The sequence below is a fragment of the Dyadobacter fermentans DSM 18053 genome, assembly GCF_000023125.1.
Lineage (GTDB): Bacteria > Bacteroidota > Bacteroidia > Cytophagales > Spirosomataceae > Dyadobacter > Dyadobacter fermentans.
In genome coordinates this window covers 6,932,172-6,955,087 of the sequence record NC_013037.1, presented here as the reverse complement: position 1 = coordinate 6,955,087, position 22,916 = coordinate 6,932,172, and the positions used below count along the sequence as shown (strand labels likewise).

The window sequence follows — 22,916 nt, the reverse complement described above, 5'->3', positions numbered from 1 at the left end:
GCAAACAGATCACAGCTTACAAAAGAATGATATGGTATCGGTAATCAATCTGAGCTTTAAAAATAGAAAATTCTATTTACTTTTTACGCTTTAAAAGATTTGCTCCACTTTTTGTACAGGCTTTTGTCGATCTCCTGGTTGATCTTGTAAACGGCCCCGGCCCAATAGTTGCGGAAACCGAAACCGCCTGCTTTACCTTCCACTTTTTCGGTGTGTATCACCTTTTTAGTAGCCAGGTCGATGAATGTTACCCAGGCTGTCATCTTCTCGGCGTTTTTACTGAGGCTTTCCACCACGTACACCACACCTACACCCTCTTTTTCGCTCAGCGAATATTTCGCAACGGATTTTTTCACCTGGTCTTCGGTAATGCTGTGCTCGTCCTCGGTAATGTTTTTCTCCACATTTACCGATTTATTGAAAGCTACCATGTCCTCAACCTTCGATTTGTACTGGTCGTCTTTGAGGTTGAATGCCTTTTGGAGCGAAAACTTCTTCGGTTCCAGTTCGATCAGGTTGTTCCAGCTCACAATGTGCTGATTTTGAATCGCCTGCGCGTCCATAAAACCTGCTTTACCGATGTATTTGGCCTGTGTAAAATCAAGGCCCAGGAAAACCAGTTTGGTTTTACCCGCAACGAGGTCGGCCATGGTGTTGTCCGCCGATGCAACCGCAGCATTGAACAGCACGAGTGCGATGAGTATTAGCTTTTTCATAACAGAGGTATTGGAACGGTTGATTATTTCAGTTTTTTGTCCAGAAACGCCGCCAGCGATTTGCCGGCTTTCGCATAGGATTCCGCGATGCGGACGCCGGTATCGAAATCGAAACCGCCGAACTGGCCGCCCGGAACGTTTCTCATTGCTATTTCCGCGACTTTGTTCGATTTATTGGCAGATTCCACGAGGTCGATTTCATAGTCCACATAGGCATTCTTGCGCATGACACCCACATTGAAACCGGGCTCAACGAATCTGGTTTTCACGATCAGGGTATATTGCGCATCGGGACGGGCGGTTACAGCGGTAATGCCTTTGTCTTCGAGTCCTTTGTTAAAAAGCTCTTCGAACTTGGGCTCATAGCGGTTCTTGCGGTCTTCTACCCACGCTTTTTTCCAGGCATCACCCTTACCTGCTTCCTTGGCATTGTACTCGGCCGATTTTTTATCGAGATACTCCTGTTCGGTAGCAAATTTACCCACACCGAAGCTCGAATAATCGTATTCCACATTCACCGTTTTCTGACCCGACAGCACGTTCACATCACCGGAGCGGAGGTCGACACGCTGGGCAATTGCAGCATCTGCGGCGAGGAACGAAATGGCCATTACAGACGCGTAAATAAACTTTTTCATGGTAGTAATTTTATTTTTATGGTAACAGAGGGGTCAAATATAGATCAATTTTTCAGGTTTGCGCTTCTCCTGTTTGTAGATGCGGAAAGTTAGTTCTTCAGCGGTTACGAAAGTTAATGCAGGCGACACCCGGAGCCTCGATTTGAACAGCGAATGCATCGTTTCCTTGAATGCCGAGGTCTGTAATTGCATGGGCAGCACCACCGTAATTTCGTCGTTTCCGAACTCGTTTTTCGAAACGACTACCTGGTATAATTCGATTTCCTTCACGGCGTCGAGCACATCGAACAATGCCGGCGGAAAGATGGTCGTGCCCTTAAACTTGATCATTTGCTGCTTGCGGCCGACCACCGGCCCCAGGCGCGGGCTCGTGCGCCCGCACGCGCACGGTGCATAATAGACATTACAAAGATCGCCCGTTTTGTACCGCAGCAGCGGCATGCCTTCCACGCCGAGCGTGGTCACTACTACTTCGCCGAGCTCGCCATCCTGCACCGCATTCCCTTCGTCGTCCACCACTTCGAGGATCAGCAGATCGGGGTTCAAATGGCCGCCTTTGCCCTCTCCGCATTCGGTAAAGGCCGCACCCATTTCAGTAGACGCGTAAGTCGAATAGAGCTTCACGTCCCATTGCGAGGTAATGCGCTTGCCGAGCTCATTCAGCGTGAAATCCGGGTTTCGGATGGGTTCGCCAATGCAAATGATGGATTGAATGCTCGAAGCGGCGAAATCGATTTCATTGGCAATCGCATAGTCGATCAGTCTAGGGATGAACGACGGGATGGCGATGATCACCGTGGGCGAAAACCGCTGGATCGACTCCCATTGCAGGAAAGGGGCTCCCGGACCGACGCGGATCATACCCGCGCCCATTTTGCGTGCACCCATCCAATAGGCCAGTCCGGCCATAAACCGGCGGTCGATGGTGGTCATGAGCTGGTAAATGTCGCTTTCCGAACCGCCGGCGCATTGGAACGACGCCGCTTCGTTCGTCGCCAGCCTTTCCACATCCGAATCGGTGAGGTAAAATGCTACCGGATCGCTGAGCGTTCCGGACGTGGTCACGAAATCGGTAATGCGGCTTTTGGGCACGCACAGGAAATCGTCGTTGTATTGGGCAAGGTCGTCTTTGGTCGTGAACGGCAGCTGCGCCAGATCGGCCACGGTTTTAATCGCGTCGACATTGATATTCTGTTCGCGGAAAATACGCTTGTAGTAATTGGAATAGTTGGAAACGTGCAACAAAAGCTGCTGCAACGCGGGCTGCTGTGTTTCGGAACTCATGGCAATCAAAGGTTGGTATGGAAATCTGAAAAAGGCATTAATGCTTGCCCTGCTTGCTTTCGGCTATCCGTTCGCGGATCGTGTTTGCTTCATTCAGCGAAGAAACCTCGTGTTTCAACGACTGTTCGTAATAACCGATCGCTTTGCCGAAGTCGCCTTTCTTTTGATGATACTGGCCGAGGAAAAAATACGGCAGGTAACTCTGTGCATTATTCGCAATGAAGTTCTGCTCGTCCTGCGGTGTCAAAGAAAGCGGCGTATCCAGCATTACATATTTAGTGATTTTCTGCTTTACGGATTTAAATGCCTCAAACTTTTTATAGTCTGCCGATTCCAGGAACGGGTCCCGGTCGATATCAAGCGAGTCAAACGACTCAAAGTCACCTTTTTGTGCAAATATCCGATTCAAATCATACCCTACAAATTCTCCGAGCTGATAGGGCGGCGCAGAGATCCAGAACTCCTTTCGGGCGGGTTTAAAAACAATGCCGTGGTGTGCGATCAACTGATTGAGCAGTTTGGAATTGCCATAACCGATGAATTGATCGTCCACAGCCTTTTGATCACGCAAAATCGCCGCTGCCTTGTTCACATCCATCGGGTAAGCACGGCCGAGGAGCTGGGTCATGCGGTCGAAACGGGCCTTCGAATCCGTATCCTTGATATTGTTGATATTGACTGAATCTCTGATAAATGCATTGCTCTGATAGTGGTTTGCACAAACAAGCGCATCCTTTCCAGAATCGTACACATCCATTTTCTGAGGCGATTTCTCAATAATCACCGCCTTATCATCCGCCGCCGAACCGATCAGCAGCGATTCCGACACGAATGTCTCACTTTTGGAAGCAATGCGACGCGCTTCCCCGATGGTCCCCGCATATTGCAGGATTTCCCGGGCCAGAATCGAAATAGGCTCTTTGGCAGCAAACGGAATGTCTGATTTCGAGGCATTTAATGTAACGGTTATACCTTTTTCATTAATCCCCGAAACCACGCCCGTAAGCCCTGCCCAGGCGTAAGAGGCAAATTTATAGCCTTTATCGGGGTTCATGAAGACGATCAGCTTGTCCTCCGCGAATGCGTCGCCCATGTAAAAATCAAAGTTCCTGGCAATGAGCAATGTGGAATCCTTGGTGAGCGAATGGTTCACGGCGAACGAGGTGCAGCCCACCATATTCAGGTCCGTGAGCGCATGCCCGATGTCGTGCGCCGCGTGGTAATTGAGAATGCGGTAGTATTTAGGTCCGATGTAATTGAACTGGTCCGAAAACGACTGCGAAACGCCGTAGATTTCCTGCTGGTTTTCCTCGGGAATGTATTTGTAAATATCGCGGTTGAACCAGCCTACAAAACCTTTCAGCACTTGCAGGAACATCGCGCTCGGGATCATTTCCTTGATTTGACCTACAAAATGCACTTCCTGTTTCTCCATCAGCTCCTTCGCCAGGATGCCGTAAACGAGCCCGCGCTCGTAAGGGGCGCCTTCCAGGTACATTTCCCAAATGCCGTGCTTGTTCTTTCGCAGCCAGTTGTTGCCAACCCGGTAATGGTTCTCCCCTACCTGCTCGCGTTTGTAACTTTCGACAGTTTTAGTACTTTCAAGCTCCGGCTTCGGCACCCTGATCCGCCAGAGGAACAATCCGAAGATGATCCCGAGAATGAGCAAAAAAATGGAGAATGCTTTGAGCGCCGAACGCAGTACTTTGTTTTTAGGCCACATAAAAATCAGCGGACGGGCGCGAAAATGCCACGCCTCATCCGGTATCAAAATTAACAATAAATGGGCATCGTTTCTATAAAAACCATTTCACCGGTATCACAACTGGGCCTTTGGCGCATGACCGAGCCCTGGGAAACTTTGCTCGCAGCGCTCGATGTACCCGCCGCCGATTTGGCAGCGCTCGAAGCCATTTCAAAGGATAAACGAAAACAGGAATGGCTGGCTTGCAGGGCATTGCTGAAAGAAATGCTGGGCCGCTATGCCGTGATTGGCTACGACGCCGAGCGCAAACCGCACCTGGCAGGCTCCGACGTGGACATTTCGATGTCGCATTCAGGCGCGTATGTGTGCGTGTACCTGCGGGCCGGTGCGCCGGTGGGCGTGGATATCCAGCAAATGAAGCCATCGATTGCCAGGGGTGCATTCTATTTTTTGAATGATGCGGAAATGCAATGGGCCGACCTGGAAAACAATGTGCAAATGCATCTGATATGGTCGGCGAAGGAGTCTGTTTTCAAATATGCCGGCGACGCTTCCATTGATCTGAAAAAACATATCACGATAAATCCCTTTTCCGGCAACCAAAACGGCCGTTTTGAAGTTAAACTGCAAAAAGGCGCCAACCAGGAAATTGTACAGCTTCAATTTGATACATTTGAAGATTATGTGCTCACCTGGACCGTTTAACCAGCCCTGTCCAACCACCTTAACCCGTTATGCATCGTTTCTTTACGTTCGCCCTCGTACTCTTTGCTACCCGGCTTTTCGCGCAGACTCCCGCGCTCTCATCGAGTGAAATTTTCCAGAACATCAAAAAGCTCAATGTGTTGGGCTCCGTGCTCTACATCGCCGCCCATCCCGACGACGAGAACACGCTGATGCTCTCCTACTTATCCAAAGACCAGCTCGTGCGCACCGGCTACCTGTCGCTCACGCGCGGCGACGGCGGCCAGAACCTCATCGGCGCCGAGCAAGGCTACAATATCGGCGTGATCCGCACGCAGGAACTGCTCGCAGCCCGGCGCATTGATGGCGCCCAGCAGTTCTTTTCGAGGGCTTACGACTTTGGTTTTTCCAAAACCCGCGACGAAACGCTCCACTTCTGGGACCGTGAAAAAGTACTTGGCGACGTGGTGTGGATGATCCGGAAATTCCAGCCCGACGTGATCATTACCCGCTTCCCGCCCGATCCGCGCGCCGGCCACGGGCACCACCAGACGTCAGCGTACCTGGCCGAGGAGGGTTTCGGCCTGGCAGCCGATCCGAAGGCCTATCCCGACCAGTTGAAATTTGTGAAAACATGGCAAACCAGGCGGTTGGTTTGGAATACATTCACCCCGGGCTTCACCAACAAAGCGCCCAGCGAAGAGAAAAACCCGTTTATTTCCATTGAAATCGGTGGTTATAACCCGGTTTTGGGCAAATCATACACCGAAATCGCTGCACTGAGCCGCAGCCAGCACCGCAGCCAGGGCTTCGGCAGCGCCCCGCACCGTGGCGACCGCATCGATTATTTCCTGCATAAAGTAGGCACGCCGGCTGAAAAAGGCCTTTTCGACGGCGTGGACCTCAGCTGGAAACGCTTGAAAGGCGGCGAAAAAGTACAGGCGCTGATTACAGCGGCGATCAAAAACTATTCGGTGAACAAACCATCGGCGAGCATTCCAGAATTGCTCAAAATCAATGTGGAGCTGAACAACCTGGATTCGGCCAACATTTATATTAAGGCTAAAAAAGAGGAAGTGAAGGACCTGATCCAGCAATGTGCCGGGCTTTGGTTCGAAACCAATCCCAACGACTTCTCTGCCGTTGCGGGCGACGAGGCGCGGATCAATATCAGCGTCGTGAAGCGCTCCGATTACCCTGTAAAACTCGTCTCGCTGCATTGGACAGGCAAAACGGCGGACAGCGTGATGAACCTCGCGCTGAATTCCAATGAGATGAATGCATTTCCAAAACGGGCTAAACTCCCCGCTAACCTACCCACCAGCCAACCCTACTGGCTTGAAAAGTCTATCGAACGCGGCATTTTCCAGATCGACAACCAGCAGGATATCGGCTTCCCCGAAAACCGGCCCGACACGAAGACGCGCTATACATTCGAGATAGGCGGACAGAAATTTGTATTTGAAAAACCCTGGGTTTACAAATTCGTTGATCCTGCGGAAGGTGAGATTTACCGACCGTTCGAAATACGCCCGCTCGTAACGACCACCATTACCGAGCCGGTGTTTATTTTCCCTTCGATGGAGGCCAAAACGGTAAATATCATCGTGGAAGCGCAACGCGGCAATGTGAAAGGTACTCTGAAACCGCAAATCCCCACAGGCTGGAAAGCCGTTCCGGAATCCGCGGAATTTAATTTAACCAATAAATACCAGCAGCAATACTTCTCGTTCATCATCACGCCACCGGCTGGTAATCAGGAAGCTGCGATCAAAGCGGTGGCTGTTGTAGATGGTCAGCAGTATGACAAATCGGTTAAAACCATCGCCTACCAGCACATCCCAAGTCAGACGCTCTTCCCCGAATCGTCGGCCAAACTGGCGAAGATTGACGTACAAACCACTGCACGTAACATCGGCTACATTGCCGGCGCGGGTGATGATGTGCCCACGGCACTCCGCCAAATGGACTGCCAGGTGACGATGCTCAACGAAGCAGGCCTATCAAAAGACCTGAACGTGTACGACGCGATCGTGGTGGGTGTGCGTGCCTACAACACAGAGGCCTACCTGAACAACTATCAGGCAAAACTGATGGATTATGTGAAAAACGGCGGTACGATGGTCGTGCAGTACACCATTCCCGGCGGACAAAAAGTGAAGGAAATCGGCCCGTACCCGATCCAGCTGGGGCGTGAGCGGGTAACGGAAGAGGACGCTGAAATGCATTTTCTGCAACCTGAAAACCCGGTTTTGAATTACCCGAACAAAATCACGCAGAAGGATTTTGAAGGCTGGGTACAAGAGCGCGGACTGTATTTTGCCCAGGATTGGGATAAAAAGAACTACGTCGCGCTGTTTTCGGCCCACGATAAGGACGAGCCGGCCCGGGAAGGCAGCACATTGTACGCGCAGTACGGCAAAGGACATTACATTTACACCGGCCTCTCATTCTTCCGCGAGCTCCCCGCAGGCGTCACCGGCGCATACCGGCTGTTTGCGAATATGATTTCGGTCGGCGGAGCGAAGTAAGGTATTGTCAGGTGTGGTTAAAAATGGTCAGGTTTGGTCAGGAGTGGTTAAGTATTGTCAGGTGTGTCAGGCATTGTAGAATGCAAATGAATGGGATGATGTTTAAAAACACTGGCTAAATCGCGTAGCGATGTAATATTGGTAGCAAAAAATGTCCAGGCTTTACAAAATGCCGTCAGGCATGCGACAACAATGCATTGTTGTCGCATGCCTGACGGCATTTTGATACAACAGACCTACTGCGTTTCCTACCAATATTACATGCCTGACGGCATTTTCTTCATAACTGCATTTGACAATTCCTGACCAAACTTGACAATACCTGACTACAAATGACAAAACCTGAACGATTCAACGCCGCGGTATGGCGTCACTTGACGTTTTTTCGCCTGTTCCGCTGAAAATCTTCGAGTACAAAGCCCCCTAAGCCTTGCAAATTGCTGTAATAAGCCCGGCCGTTATTTACTTGCGTGAAGTTTTGCACAAACTGTTTCAGGTATGGGTCGGTCGCGATCATGAATGTCGTGACGGGAATATCCAGCCTGCGGCATTGAGCAGCTAATGTGAGCGTTTTGTTGATGATCTTGCGGTCGAGGCCGAAGCTGTTTTTGTAATATCGGATACCTTCTTTCAGGCACGTCGGCTTACCGTCGGTGATCATGAAAATCTGCTTGTTCCGCGTTTTTTTGCGGCGTAGAATGTCCATCGCCAGTTCGAGGCCGGCCACGGTGTTGGTGTGGTAAGGTCCTACTTCGAGGTAAGGGAGGTCTTTCAACTGGATTTGCCAGGCATCATTGCCGAACACGATGATATCCAGCGAGTCTTTCGGGTATTTCGTGCGAATCAACTCTGCCAGTGCGAGCGCTACCTTTTTAGCAGGCGTAATGCGGTCCTCGCCGTACAGGATCATCGAATGGCTGATGTCGATCATCACGACGGTCGCCGTAGTGGTTTTCTGCTCGCGTTCCACCACTTCCAGGTCGTTTTCCATGAGCATAAAATCACCGATCCCGTGATTTACCTGCGCATTCTTAATCGACTCGGTCATTGAAATCTGGTCGAGCGTATCGCCAAACTGGAAATCGCGGATGTCGCTGGTAAGCTCGTCGCCGGTGCCCAGGTGTGGTGTGTGGTGATTGCCGCCTGATTTGGACCTTTTCAGCTTACCGAAAATCTCGTCCAGGGCACTCTTGCGAATGCTTTTCTCGGCTTTGGGCGTCATAATCAGCCTGCCTTCGCCGTCCTGTTTCTCCTCGGTAACGTAGCCTTTCTTTTTGAGGTCCTCGAAAAAATCGCCGATCCCGTACGAATCGTTCGTCAGGTTATACTGGCGGTCGAGCTGGCTAAGCCACGACATGGCCTCCGTAACATCGCCGGACGTCATCAGGAGCAGCTGTTGGAAAATATCAAAAAGCTGGTCGAACTTGCTGTTCGCCCCTTGCTCGGGCGGAATGTATTTCGTGAAACGATGTCCTCTCATATCGGCAGGTATTGAAAACAGACGGCTACTTTCAAATGTAATCGAAAGTAGCCGTCAAGTCATTAAAAAAGTCGCGAATTATGCCTGCTCTTCTGTGCAGAATTCTTCGAAAGCCATTTGCAAATGCTGGGCGATCATCTGGGCCGAGCGGCCTTCGATGTGGTGACGCTCCACGAAATGGATCAATTCTCCGTCTTTAAACAGCGCAACGGCCGGTGACGACGGAGGATAAGGCAATGTGTATTCACGCATGCGGGCAGTTGCTTCGAGGTCGGCACCGGCGAAAACAGTCGCCAGGTGATCTGGCTTCACTTCGCTGCCGGCCAACGCCGCCCTTACGCCCGGACGTGCCGCACCAGCCGCACAGCCACACACTGAATTGATCACAACCAAAGCAGTTCCTTTGGAGTTTTTCATGAAGTTGTCGACTTCCTCAGCAGAAGTCAGATCCTGAAAACCGGCATTTGTCAGTTCGGCTTTCATTGGAGCCACTAATTGTGGTGGATACATATATTGTAATGTTTAAAAGTTGTTGGTACAAATTTGTTACTTCGGCTTTCGGCAGTCGGCTGTCGGCCTTTTGTATAACTTCGGCTTTCGGCTTTTTATATTACTTCGGCACAGGCATCTTTAGATAATGCCGACGGCCGATAGCTGACAGCCGAAGTACCTACATAAACCCTAATTCGAGTTTCGCCTCTTCGGACATCATTTCGGTCGAGTATGGCGGATCGAACGTCAGCTCTACGCTTACGTCGTTCACGCCTTCCACCTCGCGGATTTTCTGCTCCACTTCACCGGGCAGCGTTCCTGCCGAGGGGCACGAGGGCGACGTCAGCGTCATCGACACGAATACATTATTGATCGGAAACACTTTCAGATCATATATCAAACCGAGCTCATAAACATCGACCGGTATTTCGGGGTCGTAAACTGTTTTAATGGCCCGGATCACTTCTTCTTTCAAATCTTCCTCTGACATCGCAAGGTTATAATAAGTGTTATGCATTCACTGATTTGGCCTGGAAAGCGAAGCCGTATGCCTTCATTTGTTTCAGCATCGCCGCCAATCCATTGGATCGGGTTTGTGCCAAATGCTGGTGCAGGCCTACTCTTTCCATAAAATACACGTCGGCTTTGGCAATTTCCTCGGGCGTATGTCCCGACAGCACCTTCACCAGCATGCTCACCAGCCCGCGCACGATGATCGCGTCGCTATCGGCTTCAAATTTCAGCAGGTCGCCGTCCATGTAAGCATTCAGCCATACCCTCGACTGGCATCCCTTGATAATATTTTCCTCCGTTTTGTATTGTTCTTCAAGAGGGGGAAACTGCTTTCCGAGGTCGATAATGAACTCATACTTGCTTTCCCAATCATCAAACAATTCAAAATCCGAAATTAGTTCGTCTTGTATTTCGTTTATGGTCATTGTAAAATTCGATTTAAGCTGCTGCCGTGCGGGTTTCTGCCCAGGTGATAATGGAATCAGCCAGTTCAATTCCAGATTTTGAAACATTCGCAACGATGTTTCCATCGTAGCTCATGGCCAGGTGCAAAGTTTCATAAGCACCATTGAATGCAGTCAGTGCTTTTTTATCCAGTTTAGCTAGTTCTGATTTATACCAATCGACGCTTTTCCTGCCACTGTCCTTATTTCCAAGAACATTATCCAATGCTATCAAAACACCGGAATAAGCTGCATGTCCGGCCAACCTGATATATTTCTTATCCTGATAAAACTTGCCTTCCTTCTTAGCCTTCTGGCTTAACATTTCTTTGGCATTGTTGAGGTATCTTCTCGCTTCTTTTAAATTGTCTTTCATAATGCGTGAATAGTTAAAATGTAAAATATTAAGATACTCCAAGGTCAGTGTTTACCATTGAATAGCAATGCACCAAATCAAGCCGCCGCCGTGCGGGTTTCAACCCAATTGATCAAAGCCTCTGCCTGCTTTAAGCCGTCTTTTGAGACACTTACAAGCTCAATGCCGTCGTAAGCCATTGACAAATGCAGAATTTTGTATGCTGAGTTGAAAGCGGTCAGCGCCTTTTTGTCCACTTTACCTAATTTTTCCTGATACCACTCCACACTCTTACGCGTATCTTTCTTTCCCAGTAAGCCGTCTAGCGCAACTAACACTCCTGAATACGCAGCGCGGCCGGCGAGCTTGACGTACTTAATATCATTGTAATAAATACCATTCTTTTTTGCCTTCTCACTAAGTATCTCTCTTGCGTTGCTTAAATACCGCCTGGCCTCCTGAACTGTGTTTTCCATAATGTGCACATAGTTTAAAGTGAAACAATGCCAGTAATTTAAAAAATTATCCCAACATCCGCTTCACCTTATGCAGGCCTTGAATGAGCCTGTCGATTTCCTCGGTTGTGTTGTAAACAGCAAACGATGCGCGTGAGGTTCCGGTGATGCCGAAGCGGTTCATCAATGGCTGTGTACAGTGGTGACCGGTACGAACGGCAATGCCTTGCTGGTCGAGCAGCACGCCGATGTCCTGGTGGTGAATGCCGTCGATCACGAACGATAACACGCTCACTTTCTCTTTCGCCTGGCCGATAATTCTCAACCCTTCGATTTCCTTTACGGCTTCCGTTGCATATGCTAGCAGTTCATGCTCGTAAGCAGCGATATTAGCTTTACCGAGGGCATCCACATAATCCAGTGCAAACTTGGCAGCCACCACATCGGCGATGTTAGGCGTACCGGCCTCGAATTTATATGGCAGCTCGTTGTAAGTCGTTTTGGCGAAAGTCACTTCTTTGATCATCTCGCCACCGCCGCGGTAGGGAGGCATCGCATTCAGCAAATCGCTTTTGCCGTAGAGGATACCCATGCCGGTCGGGCCGTATATTTTGTGCAGGGATAGCGAATAAAAGTCGCAATCCAGGTCCTGCACGTCGATTTCAATGTGTGAGCTCGCTTGTGCGCCGTCGATGAGGACTTTCGCGCCTACCGCGTGGGCTTTGGCAATAATCTCTTTGATCGGGTTAATGGTGCCCAATGCATTCGAAACATGCACGACGGATACGAATTTGGTCCGTTCGGTAAGCAGCTTCTCGTATTCGTCCATCAAAAGCTCCCCTTCGTCGTTGATCGGGATCACTTTCAAAATGCATCCCTTCTCTTCGCAAAGCATTTGCCAGGGCACGATGTTGGAATGGTGCTCCATCGTGGAAATGATCACTTCGTCGCCTTCTTTCAGGAATTTTCGGCCATAAGCTGATGCTACGAGGTTGATGCCGTCGGTGGTTCCGTAAGTGAAAATGATTTCCTCCGAATGTTCCGCATTCAAAAACGCTTGCAAGCGCTTCCGCGACTGCTCGAATGCCGACGTCGCTTTTTCGGCCAGATGGTGAATGCCGCGGTGGATATTGGCATTGTAATGCTCATAGTAACCCGACAGCGCGTCTAGCACCAGGCGCGGCTTCTGGGTCGTTGCCGCATTATCGAAATAGACGAGCTGTTTGCCGTTCACGACTTCGTTCAAAATCGGGAAGTCTTTGCGGATGGATGCGATATCAAGATTGTGGCTCATTGTGATTCGTCATTTAAGAAAAATACCCAACCCCAAAAATGGCGGTTGGGTACCAGGAAATGTATTAATCCGGGCCCTAAGACCCACTGAATGCTATTTTGATGCCAGCTTTTGCGTGATCACGTTTTCAAGATATTCCCGGATCGAGTCGATCTTGATCTGTGAAACCACATCGGCGCAGAATGCGAACATCAGCAGTGACATCGCTTCCGGTTGCGAAATCCCGCGTGAGCGCATGTAAAACAATGCTTCCTCGTCGATTTGCCCGGTGGTTGTACCGTGCGAACATTTCACGTCGTCGGCGAAGATTTCCAGCTGCGGTTTGGTATTCATGGTCGCGTCGGGAGACAAAACGATGTTTTTGCAAGACTGGAATGCATTGGTTTTTTGTGCGTCCGGACGAACGAAGATTTTACCGTTGAAAACGCCCTTCGATTTGTCGCGCAGGATACCTTTATACAGCTCGTTACTTTCCGAGTTTGGCTTCTGGTGATCGGCAACGGTGTGGTTATCAACGTGCTGCGAACCATCCGGAAAGTACAAACCGTACATATGCGCATCGCAATGCTCGCCGTCGAGCACGATGTTCAGGTTGTTGCGGGTGAATTTGCCGTTCAGCGTTACGGTGCCTGCGTAGAAATGCGAGCGGTCCAGCATACGCACCTGCGTGGTGCCGATGTGGTAAGCATTCTCGCTCTCGTTCTGTACTTTATAGTATTGTACGTTGGCTTCTTCGGCTACGTGAATTTCGGTTACTGCGTTGGTGAACGATCGCTGATCGCCCAGTGTGCGGAACGCCTCTGCCATTTTCACGTGCGCATTTTTACCCACCCAAATGATATTTCTGGGCTGGCTACCCACATGCTGCTCGCGCGCATCGCTCACGAAGCGGAGGATGATCGGATGCTCTACCGACTGATTGTCGGGAATATGGATGAATACGCCGTCCTGCGTGAATGCCGTGTTCAATGCGGTAAATGCATCTTCCGCGTCTTTGGTCAGTTCATTGAAAAACGAAGCGACTTTGGCAGGATCATTCTTATATGCCTCGGCAAGCGAGCTGATGGTGATTTTCTCAACCGGCGAAATGATCGTCGACAAACTTGCGTCGTAACGGCCATTTACAAAATACAGGATATTAGCCTCCTGTGCGGGCACTTTCAGATCTTCCAGCTCGGCCAAGCCGATCGAGCTCTCTGCATTGAAATCGTAAGAAACACTGATCAGGTCCCTTACATTGCTATATTTCCATTCCTCGTGCTTGATAGACGGGAAGCCTAATTTCTCAAAACGGGCCAGGCCTTCGCGTTTTTTCTGGTGAAACTCCGAAGAAGCCTCGCCATTCAGAACCGCTTCACGGGCATGAAAATCCGTGATCAGCCTGGTTTTTAAATCTATTGTCTCGTTACTCATCGATATTTGGGTATGGTGCTGTGTTGGGTTAAGTTGAAATGGATGATGTTCCCTTTGCTTAACCTACCGCTTCTACTTCCGCCTTGATCCAGTCGTAACCTTTTTCTTCCAATTCGAGGGCAAGTTCCTTCGGACCCGATTTTACGATGCGGCCTTTGTACAAAACGTGCACATAATCCGGCACGATGTAATCCAGCAAGCGCTGGTAGTGGGTCACGACGATCGTCGAACGTTCCGGTGAGCGGAGCGAGTTAACACCCTCAGCTACAATGCGCAATGCATCGATATCCAAGCCGGAATCCGTTTCATCCAGGATTGCCAGCTTCGGTTCGAGCACTGCCATCTGAAACACCTCGTTGCGTTTTTTCTCACCGCCCGAGAAGCCTTCGTTCAATGCACGTTTCAGCAGCGAATCGTTCATACTCACCAGTTTCGCCTTTTCACGCACCATTTTCAGGAACTGCGCAGCGTCCAGCGGAGCTTCACCTTTATATTTACGGATTTCGTTTACCGCCGTTTTCAGGAAGTTGATGGTTGTCACGCCCGGGATCTCGACCGGATATTGGAATGCCAGGAAAATCCCTTCCGCAGCTCTTTCCTCAGGAGCCAGTTCAAGAAGCTCTTTTCCTTCAAAAACTACATTTCCGCCAGTAACCTCGTACTCTTCTCTTCCTGCCAATACCGATGCCAAAGTACTTTTACCGGAACCATTGGGCCCCATAATCGCATGCACTTCACCCGGCTTGACTTCCAGATTGATGCCTTTTAATATTTCCTTACCTTCAATGGAGGCACGCAAGTCATTAATAGAGAGCATAACTGATTTATACTTAAAAGATAGTTCGTGGTAATTTCCCGCAAAAGTAATACGCATTAGCCGTAAATGAAAATGAGCGTCAGAGTCTTAAACGGCGGGCCACTCATTTTGTACAACCTTTTTATAGGACAGGATGTTCCCGCAGGGAAGGAATTTATCCCTTAAACGGTCAGAGAATAAACGGGTTGAAGAATGCCGGTTTTTAATTCGCCCGGAAACATTTACTTTGCGCCGATACGTTCCAAACACTTCATTTATGGCTAACAACCCCGCACCCGCGCCTTCCATACCCGGAATTTCGGTGGGCGTATCCTCCGAAACAGGCACCCTGAAAAGGCTTTTGATACACAGTCCCGACCGCGGCCTGGGCAAAGTTGTTCCCAGCAAAGCCCAGGACTGGCTTTTTGAGGACATTGTGCACCTGGACACCATGCGCAGGAAAGAGTATGATTATTATGTAAAACTCCTCCTCTATTTCCTCGACCCGGATAAGATCAAAGGCAAGCTCGCCGCGATCAACGACGACCCTACCCGATCGTTTTTCATCCCCGGCACCGACAAATATTTCGCTTCCGACTGTGTGGTGGATATCCAGCGACTACTGGGTGAAATCCTCGAAGAAGAAAGCACGCGCATTAAGCTCACCGCCGCCATTTGCGGCATCGAGCGCTGTTCGTACCAGGTTCAGGAAGAGTTGGGGAAATTCGACGCCCACGAGCTGGCCCGGATCTTCATTTCGGGCTCCTGCTCCGACCAGCGAATGCTCTTCGCGCCGCTGCCCAACCTGATCTTCACGCGGGACATCGGCATTGTGATCAACGACCACATTCTGCTGAACAAACCTGCCAAGAATGCCCGTACGCGCGAATCGATCCTTGCGCAGTTCGTGTTTTTTTACCACCCCATGTTTTCGCACATCAGGCAAAATATCATTGAAATACCTGAAAACGAGCGGCATTTCCTGCTCCCGGACGATGAGAAAGCCAGCGATTACCACCGCTGCACGCTCGAAGGCGGCGACGTGATGATGGTCGCGCCGGGGCATTTGCTGATCGGTTGCAGCGAGCGAACGTCCATTTACGCGGCGCAGCAGGTGATGAAGGTTTTGTTTGAAAAAAATGTGGTACAGAAGATTACCATTATCAAAATCCCTAAAAAACGGGATTACATGCATATCGACACCATTTTCACGCAGGTAAAGAGGGATGTGTGGGTTCTCCTGGGTACGCTCGCACGCCTGGGCGACGAGGCCCGGAAAAAAGATGTGCTGCATTTCTTCGGCCCCGCGGATGCGAATAAGGAGTTCCGGATTTTGCAGTTTGAGAAAGGCCAGGAACAGCAGCCGCGTGAGATCGACAACCTGGAAGACCTGCTCACGGAAATCAGTAGGATTGACCTGGGCGTAACCGGCCCCATCCGCTTCATTTATTCCGGCGGAAATGAATTTCCATATGGCGAGCGCGAGCAATGGACTGACTCCTGCAACCTCCTCGCCCTGCGCGACGGCGTGGTAATCGGCTACGACCGCAACGACAAAACGCTCGAAGCATTCAAAAAAGAAAGATTTAAAGTGATCACAGCCAAAAGGCTTCTCGAAAAATTCGAACACAACGAGCTGTCACCTGAAGATCTGACCGACACGTTCATTACCTTACCTTCGGCCGAGCTCTCGCGGGCACGCGGCGGCTCGCATTGCATGAGTATGCCGTTGTTGCGCGGTTAAAGTGCTCAATGAGGCAATTTTGTGTTGTAATCGAGCCGTCAGAATCGTAAATTGCATACAGCACGATACATGACATTTTCTTCCGACCATCCATTTACATCATACCAGATACTCCTATGCGCGTCATTACTTCATCCGCTCAAATCCAGCCGCAGTCCACGTCGCGGATCATGATGATCAGGCCGGTGCGGTTCGGTTTCAATGAGGAAACCGCCGGAAGCAACGAGTTTCAGCAGGAGTCGTTCGCGCAACAGACCAAAGACACGGCCCAGGAAATCGCCCGCGAAGAGTTCGACCTGATGATCGATCAGTTGGAAAAAGCCGGGTTGGAACTGCATATTTTCGACGATACCGACGATGTGCACCGCCCCGACGCTGTTTTTTCCAACAACTGGGTGTCGTTTCATCAAAGCGGCAAAGTGGTGCTATACCCGATGATGGCCGAAAACCGCCGGCTCGAACGCCGCCATGACATTATCGACTCGCTGGCCGGTGATTTCAAAGTGGAAGAAATCATCGACCTCACCCATTTCGAACAGCAAGGCAAATTTCTCGAAGGCACCGGCAGCATGGTTTTCGACCGGCGGTACAAAATCGCCTACGCATGCCTCTCGCCGCGCACCCACAAGGAGGTGCTCAATGCTTTCGCCGATGCGATGGGCTACGAGGTCGTCGCGTTTTCGGCTTCCGACGAGCATAATAAGCCCATTTACCATACCAATGTGCTCATGTGCGTGGGCGACATTTTTGCGGTGGTGTGCCTGGAAGCGATCAAAGATCCCGACGAGCGGTTTATGGTGCGGTCGGTGTTGGAAGAAACCCACAAGGATGTGGTTGAAATATCACTGGAACAAATGCGGCATTTCGCGGGGAATATGCTGATGGTGCGGAACGGAACGAGCGAAAAGTTTCTCGTCATGTCCACACAGGCCTACGAATCGCTCACACCGCGCCAGAAAGACCGCCTCGACGACTACGCCCGCCTGCTGCACACCGATCTTTCGGTGATCGAAGGCAATGGCGGCGGCTCGGCGCGCTGCATGATGACCGAGATCCATTTGCCCGCCAGATAACAAAAATGCTCCGAAAACCGGAGCATTTTTGAATTATTCCATAACCCTCATTAATTTATTAGTCGTTCAGATCCGCTTTCACTTTGGCGATCTTCTCTTTGGTGTTGGCTTTAAACTCGTCCCACTCTTCGGCGGTTTCGTTTTCAGCCTTCTTCCAAGACGCTTGCAGCTCTTCTTTCTCGGCATTCAGCTCTTTTTTGCGGTCACGCCATTTGGCTTTTTCCTTGTCGGCAGCCTTCTCCATTTTAGCGTCGGCCTCCTCGATTTTGCGGTCCAGCTTGCCGATCGCGTCGTCGATATCTTTTTTCAGTTCATCCTTATCTTCTTTCACTTTGGCCTTAAAATCCTGCCCGGCTTCTTTGATATCGGCTTTGGCATCGGCCACGTTTTCGTCCATATCGTTTTTGGCTTCATCGACAGTTTCCTGTGCGGAGTCTTTGGTTTTGTCGGAACAGCTGGTCAATGAAAGTGAGCCAACCAGTAGCATGGAAGCAACAATCCAGGTGATCTTTTTCATGTTTTTGGGTATTAAGTTGGTTTCAGAAATTGTGTGATTTGCAAGTGATCAAGCAAAAACCCTACCACTTCCCAGAAGCGCTTCCGGCCTGTTTTTTGTAGAAAAATCTTCTCATGCAGCGTGAAGTCGTTGAACTTCGCACCAGGCGGCCCGGTTAAGCAGGTAGGACGACTATTGAAACTGTTGGCTTTTATGATCAGATTTGTATTTTATTGATATACTCCCTAAACCTTATGCTCAAAATCTCTATTACCGGCCTTATGGCTGCATTCATCATCCTCAACGACACCGGCCCGGCGATGGCCCAAAGCGACTCGCTCCAAGCCCGCGAGCTACGCGAAATCACCGTACACGCATTTGAATCGGATAAAGACCCGCTTTCCACCACTGCCACGGTAGGCATGCTGAGCCCGCGTTCGCTTAGCCGGTTTTCCAACTACACCTGGGCTAACGCGGTAAATACCATCCCGGGCGTGCGCATGGATGAGCGCTCGCCGGGCAGTTACCGGTTTTCGGTGCGGGGAAGCCTGATCCGCTCGCCGTTTGGGGTGCGCAATGTAAAGTTTTACTGGAACGGCATTCCATTCACCGACGCGAGCGGCAATACACCGTTGAATTCCGTCGATTATGGCGCTATCCAGAGCATGGAGATCATTAAAGGCCCCGGAAGCAGCATTTACGGAGCGGGCACGGGCGGAGTGGTGCTTATGCAAAGCCGGCCGGACAATGAGTTTCAAAACCGAGCTGAACAGAGTGTGAGCTTTGGTAAATATGGCTTTCACAGCCGCAACTCTACCTTGCAGGTCGGCGGAATGTCGATCCAGTATGGCCATAGCGAGCAGGATGGCTACCGAAACCACAGCAACATGGTCCGCGACGCGATCCGGTTTACTTCTACTTCCAATATCGGAGAAAAAGGCACGCTCTCGCTGCTGGGAATGTACTCCGATTTGTACTACCAAACTCCGGGAGGCATTAACCTCGCACAATACCAGTCCAATCCCCGCCTAGCCCGCCAATCCACCCCGACCATACCGGGCAGCGAAGCGCAAAAGGCCGCCATTTACACCAGAATGGCATTACTCGGCGGAAATTACGTGCTGCCATTATCCGACAGCTGGACACAATCTACCGCATTGTACCTCACATTCACGGACTTTGCCAACCCATTCATTTCCAACTTCGAAAAGCGTGACGAGAACGGCATCGGCGGAAGGAATATCTGGCAGCATAAATCGGAATGGGGCAATGTAAAAACGAACTGGACAAGCGGCTTCGAATGGCAGTACGGCAAGTCGGCGCAGCGCAACTATGACAACATAGGCGGTGTGGCCGACAAGCAGCAAACCACGGAGGATATCCGCACAAGCAACCTTTCCGTGTTCAGCCAGCTGGAAGCCGTCCTGCTCACCGACCTGACATTGAGCGCCGGTTTAAGCTACAACACTTCCAAGTACAAATACGAACGCTACTTCCCGCTGCCTTATAATGAAGATCAGAAGACGTTCGACGGCATATTCATCCCGCGCTTCGCGGCCAACAAAATCATTGCGGGCAATTGGTCGGTTACGGCCTCGTACAGCGGCGGTTTCTCCCCTCCTACCTTGCAGGAGGTGCGCCCGTCGGCCGGGGGATTCCGCAAGGACCTGGAAGCCGAGAAGGGCAACAATACCGAGATCGGCATTCGTAAAGCTGGAAAAGTGATTTCGGGGGAAATCAGCTTGTACCATTTCGGGCTTCGGGACGCGATCGTGCGCCGGCTGGACGAGTCGGGTGCCGAATATTTTGTGAATGCGGGTAAAACGAAACAGCGCGCTGTGGAATGGACCATCGGCTGGGACATCCTCTCGAACCCGCAGTTGTCGGTGATGCTGAAACTCTGGAATTCGGGCACATACACGAAATACACTTACGAGGAATTCCAGCAGGCGGACGCCGACCTGAGCGGGAAACTCATTCCCGGCATTCCGCGTTTTTCCCAATCCACCGGGCTCGATGTGCTGCTTAAATATGGCGTTTCGGCATTTCTTACCTACCAGCACGGCGATTCGTTCTATCTCAACGATGCGAATACGGTTAAAAACACTGCCTACAACCAATGGGCGGCTCGCGTGAGCTGGAAGAAAAGCTGGGGACAACATTTTTACAGCGAGCTGTCGGCGTCTGCGGAGAAAGTCAATGCGGGCATTTACAGCCTCGGCTACGACCTTAACGCATTCGGTAACCGCTATTTCAACAGCGCTCCGAAAAACAACCTCTGGGCCGGCGTGAAGATCGGCTGGGAGTGGCAGAAAAATTCAAGATAATGCATTTATACATCCATATCCCTTTTTGCAAACAGGCTTGCCATTACTGCGATTTCCATTTCAGCACCAATACCACCCAAAAACGGGCAATGGCAGAGGCGATTGCGCGGGAGATCGTGCTGCGGAAGTCCTATTTGCCGGACGGGGATATGGAAACGATTTACTTCGGCGGCGGCACGCCCTCTATGCTCGACGAAGCGGAGCTGCATTTGCTGCTTGACACGGTACACCGGCATTTCAGGGTAGCGCCTGGCGCGGAAATCACACTGGAAGCGAATCCCGACGACCTGAACGCTGCCAGTCTTTCAATGTTTGCCAGGGCGGGAATTAACCGCCTGAGCATCGGCATCCAGTCGTTTCACGAGCCGCATTTGCGCTTTATGAACCGCGCGCATACCGCTTTGGAAGCCAAACAATGCGTGAAAATTGCGCAGAATGCAGGGATCGACAACATCTCGATAGACCTTATTTACGCCATTCCTTCTGAAAATCATGACATTCTCCACGCCGATCTGGCCCAGGCATTTGCATTGAATGTGCCCCACATTTCGGCATATTGTCTCACGATCGAGCCGCAAACGGCATTTGGTAGTTGGCTGAAAAAGAAGAAGATCAAGCCGATTGAGGAAGAATATGCGGCGCAGCAATTTGAAATGCTGGTAGGTTCTCTCTGTGGCGAAGGATATGAGCAATATGAGATCTCTAATTTCGCGAGAAACGGCCGTTACAGCCGCCATAACAGCTCTTACTGGAAGCAACACCCTTACCTGGGCGTAGGCCCAAGCGCGCATTCGTACAATGGCACCACACGTGAGTTTAATGTTTCACACAATGCCAAATACCTCGATGCGCTGCAAAAAGGCATCATTCCAGCCACTGTGGAAACGCTCACGGGCGCCGATAATACCAATGAATATCTGCTCACCGGCCTGCGCACGATATGGGGTGTAGATTTGCAAAAACTGCACGAATTATCAAACGGCGCATTCGCAGCGCAACACCGGCGGCAACTGGACGGAATGATCCGGAAAGGCTGGGTAAGGGAAGATTCTGGTACATTGCGGCTCACGGAAGCCGGCAAACTCTTCGCCGACCGCATTTCGAGCGATCTTTTTATAGATTAAAAAAAATCGCCACACTACAGGCAGCATGGCGAAATAGTGAATCGGTTGAATGGCGATTAGCCAACCAGCTCGGCGTTCAATGTAATTTCGGTGTTAAGCAACTGCGAAATCGGGCATTCTTTCTTCGCTTTGTCGGCCACCTGCGCGAATTGCTCGGCGCTGATACCTGGCACCTGTGCTTTCAGCTCGATCGCGCTTTTCACGATCTTGCCTTGTGCGGGGTCGAGTGAGATAGTGGCAGTTGCATTCAATTCGTCGGCAGTGAAACCGGCCGCATTCAGTTCGAAGCTCAGTTTCATGGCGAAACAGCCCGCATGTGCAGCGGCAACCAGTTCTTCGGGGTTTGTTCCCTTACCCTCGGCAAAACGTGTGTTGAAAGAATACTGGGTATTTTCGAGAACTGTGCTCTGCGTGCTGATCGTACCTGTACCTTCCTTGCCGGTACCTTTCCAAATGGCTGTTGCTTTACGGTTAATCATCGTTGTTTCTTTTAATGTTGATTGATTCGTGAACGCGTTGTTTCGGGAAAAGTAGCACGGATACGATATCTACGCAAGCGATTTTACGATTTAAAATACAATAATGTGTTAGCGGTCTCAGTTCCAGAGTATGCTTGCCTTTGAAGTATGGAACGGCATTTTTTAGTTAATAAAGGTTAATGCCCGATCGGGATTTAAACTTTATAATTGCATCATTATCTAATCACAAATTTTAACAGATTTCTCAAATCAAATTACTCACAAGTCATGAACAGAAAACTCTTGCCCCTTCTGCTACTTGCCGTTGTCGCATTATTCCAAAGCTGCCGTGGGCCGAAAGGCGATCCGGGGCCACAGGGAGGTGATGTACTGGGGCAGACCTTCGACATTATCAATGTTGATTTTACCTCAGGAAATGATTGGGGTTACGCGCTCAATTTCGATCAGGAAGATATTGAAGTACTGCCCTCCGACGCGGTGCTGGTGTATGTCTACTGGAATGATCAGGGCGGCCTCAAAGCCTACCGCCCGCTACCGCAAACGGCATTTGGGAACAATGGCCTCATCGTTACCTACAATTTCGACCGTACCGACAAGGATATGGAGATTTTCCTCGACTCAAACGTCCCAAGAGCTCAGCTTGCTACCGACTGGACCCGCGGTTTCGAGTTCCGCGTGATAGTGGTGCCTGCCGACTTCCTGTCGCGAACCAACGGCGAGGTGGATTACAACAGCTACGAATCGGTGGTGAAGGCATTCAACATCGACGAGTCGAAAGTGAAGAAAATTTCTGCTAAGTAATTGAAAAGTTCCCGGCCTCTTGGGTTTCTGGAATAATTTTTATAAAATCCGGTAAAAATTACCGGATTTCTTT

General features: G+C 50.4%; 22 protein-coding genes. 7 read left to right on the top strand and 15 right to left on the bottom strand.

All coding sequences use genetic code 11. The features are described 5' to 3' along the window. Positions 1-83 precede the first annotated feature (83 nt). Genes DFER_RS28900 through DFER_RS28885 form a run of 4 tightly spaced genes read right to left on the bottom strand, consistent with a single transcriptional unit; the run spans position 84 to position 4,361 of the window. Positions 84-716, bottom strand: coding sequence for a hypothetical protein (locus DFER_RS28900; protein ID WP_015815220.1), 633 nt, complete (start codon positions 714-716; stop codon positions 84-86). 23 nt (positions 717-739) lie between these two features. After that, entirely contained in the window at positions 740-1,354 is a 615-nt protein-coding gene (locus DFER_RS28895) for a hypothetical protein (protein ID WP_015815219.1), read from the bottom strand. A 33-nt stretch (positions 1,355-1,387) separates the two neighbouring features. Beyond that, the gene (gene flxY, locus DFER_RS28890; protein ID WP_015815218.1) at positions 1,388-2,638 is read right to left on the bottom strand and encodes a flexirubin biosynthesis putative acyl-CoA ligase FlxY; all 1,251 of its coding nucleotides are present in this window, start codon (positions 2,636-2,638) and stop codon (positions 1,388-1,390) included. Positions 2,639-2,675: 37 nt separating this feature from the next. Beyond that, positions 2,676-4,361 (bottom strand): C45 family autoproteolytic acyltransferase/hydrolase, encoded by a 1,686-nt coding sequence (locus DFER_RS28885; RefSeq protein WP_015815217.1) that lies wholly within the window; start codon positions 4,359-4,361, stop codon positions 2,676-2,678. A 60-nt stretch (positions 4,362-4,421) separates the two neighbouring features. On the opposite strand from DFER_RS28885, the gene DFER_RS28880 reads away from it, so the two are divergent. Both DFER_RS28880 and DFER_RS28875 read left to right on the top strand, forming a co-directional pair. Continuing rightward, positions 4,422-5,048, top strand: coding sequence for a 4'-phosphopantetheinyl transferase family protein (locus DFER_RS28880; RefSeq protein ID WP_015815216.1), 627 nt, complete (start codon positions 4,422-4,424; stop codon positions 5,046-5,048). A 29-nt stretch (positions 5,049-5,077) separates the two neighbouring features. Further along, positions 5,078-7,558, top strand: a complete 2,481-nt coding sequence (locus DFER_RS28875) for a PIG-L family deacetylase (protein ID WP_015815215.1) — start codon at positions 5,078-5,080, stop codon at positions 7,556-7,558. A 370-nt stretch (positions 7,559-7,928) separates the two neighbouring features. Here the strand turns inward: DFER_RS28875 and DFER_RS28870 are convergent, their stop codons facing one another. The 9 genes from DFER_RS28870 to sufC all read right to left on the bottom strand — a co-directional run bounded on the left by DFER_RS28870 (position 7,929) and on the right by sufC (position 14,820). Continuing rightward, complete coding sequence (locus DFER_RS28870; RefSeq protein ID WP_015815214.1) at positions 7,929-9,038, bottom strand: vWA domain-containing protein; 1,110 nt, start codon at positions 9,036-9,038, stop codon at positions 7,929-7,931. A 78-nt stretch (positions 9,039-9,116) separates the two neighbouring features. Further along, positions 9,117-9,521 carry a BrxA/BrxB family bacilliredoxin gene (locus DFER_RS28865; protein WP_374754552.1) on the bottom strand — a complete coding sequence of 135 codons (405 nt, stop codon included), beginning with the start codon at positions 9,519-9,521 and terminating at the stop codon, positions 9,117-9,119. 187 nt (positions 9,522-9,708) lie between these two features. Next, positions 9,709-10,020 carry an SUF system Fe-S cluster assembly protein gene (locus DFER_RS28860; protein ID WP_019944321.1) on the bottom strand — a complete coding sequence of 104 codons (312 nt, stop codon included), beginning with the start codon at positions 10,018-10,020 and terminating at the stop codon, positions 9,709-9,711. A gap of 19 nt (positions 10,021-10,039) precedes the next feature. Next, positions 10,040-10,468, bottom strand: coding sequence for a SufE family protein (locus tag DFER_RS28855; protein WP_015815211.1), 429 nt, complete (start codon positions 10,466-10,468; stop codon positions 10,040-10,042). Between the two features lie 13 nt (positions 10,469-10,481). Then, positions 10,482-10,862 (bottom strand): DUF5618 family protein, encoded by a 381-nt coding sequence (locus tag DFER_RS28850; protein ID WP_015815210.1) that lies wholly within the window; start codon positions 10,860-10,862, stop codon positions 10,482-10,484. A 77-nt stretch (positions 10,863-10,939) separates the two neighbouring features. Beyond that, positions 10,940-11,317 carry a DUF5618 family protein gene (locus DFER_RS28845; protein ID WP_015815209.1) on the bottom strand — a complete coding sequence of 126 codons (378 nt, stop codon included), beginning with the start codon at positions 11,315-11,317 and terminating at the stop codon, positions 10,940-10,942. A gap of 46 nt (positions 11,318-11,363) precedes the next feature. Beyond that, a complete protein-coding gene (locus DFER_RS28840) occupies positions 11,364-12,590 on the bottom strand; it encodes a cysteine desulfurase (RefSeq protein WP_015815208.1) in 1,227 nt (408 codons plus the stop codon). Positions 12,591-12,683: 93 nt separating this feature from the next. Beyond that, the gene (sufD, locus tag DFER_RS28835; protein WP_015815207.1) at positions 12,684-14,003 is read right to left on the bottom strand and encodes a Fe-S cluster assembly protein SufD; all 1,320 of its coding nucleotides are present in this window, start codon (positions 14,001-14,003) and stop codon (positions 12,684-12,686) included. A gap of 58 nt (positions 14,004-14,061) precedes the next feature. Next, positions 14,062-14,820: a Fe-S cluster assembly ATPase SufC gene (gene sufC, locus DFER_RS28830; RefSeq protein ID WP_015815206.1), complete on the bottom strand. Its 759-nt coding sequence runs from the start codon at positions 14,818-14,820 to the stop codon at positions 14,062-14,064. A gap of 256 nt (positions 14,821-15,076) precedes the next feature. Here sufC and DFER_RS28825 point away from each other — a divergent pair, with 256 nt between their 5' ends. Together DFER_RS28825 and ctlX are read left to right on the top strand one after the other, a co-directional pair. Then, positions 15,077-16,543 carry an arginine deiminase family protein gene (locus tag DFER_RS28825; RefSeq protein WP_015815205.1) on the top strand — a complete coding sequence of 489 codons (1,467 nt, stop codon included), beginning with the start codon at positions 15,077-15,079 and terminating at the stop codon, positions 16,541-16,543. Positions 16,544-16,659: 116 nt separating this feature from the next. Beyond that, on the top strand, positions 16,660-17,616 hold the full coding sequence (gene ctlX, locus DFER_RS28820) for a citrulline utilization hydrolase CtlX (protein WP_015815204.1): 957 nt from the start codon (positions 16,660-16,662) through the stop codon (positions 17,614-17,616). A 58-nt stretch (positions 17,617-17,674) separates the two neighbouring features. Here ctlX and DFER_RS28815 read toward each other — a convergent pair whose 3' ends face one another. Then, the gene (locus DFER_RS28815) at positions 17,675-18,133 is read right to left on the bottom strand and encodes a hypothetical protein (protein WP_015815203.1); all 459 of its coding nucleotides are present in this window, start codon (positions 18,131-18,133) and stop codon (positions 17,675-17,677) included. 233 nt (positions 18,134-18,366) lie between these two features. Between DFER_RS28815 and DFER_RS28810 the strand changes: the two genes are divergently transcribed. Beyond that, entirely contained in the window at positions 18,367-20,439 is a 2,073-nt protein-coding gene (locus tag DFER_RS28810) for a TonB-dependent receptor (protein WP_015815202.1), read from the top strand. Beyond that, positions 20,439-21,563, top strand: coding sequence for a radical SAM family heme chaperone HemW (gene hemW, locus DFER_RS28805; RefSeq protein ID WP_015815201.1), 1,125 nt, complete (start codon positions 20,439-20,441; stop codon positions 21,561-21,563). The genes DFER_RS28810 and hemW overlap by 1 nt, the downstream gene beginning before the upstream one ends. A gap of 56 nt (positions 21,564-21,619) precedes the next feature. Here hemW and DFER_RS28800 read toward each other — a convergent pair whose 3' ends face one another. Beyond that, on the bottom strand, positions 21,620-22,042 hold the full coding sequence (locus DFER_RS28800; protein WP_015815200.1) for an OsmC family protein: 423 nt from the start codon (positions 22,040-22,042) through the stop codon (positions 21,620-21,622). Between the two features lie 267 nt (positions 22,043-22,309). On the opposite strand from DFER_RS28800, the gene DFER_RS28795 reads away from it, so the two are divergent. Continuing rightward, entirely contained in the window at positions 22,310-22,843 is a 534-nt protein-coding gene (locus tag DFER_RS28795; protein WP_015815199.1) for a hypothetical protein, read from the top strand. The last annotated feature ends 73 nt before the right edge of the window (positions 22,844-22,916 follow it).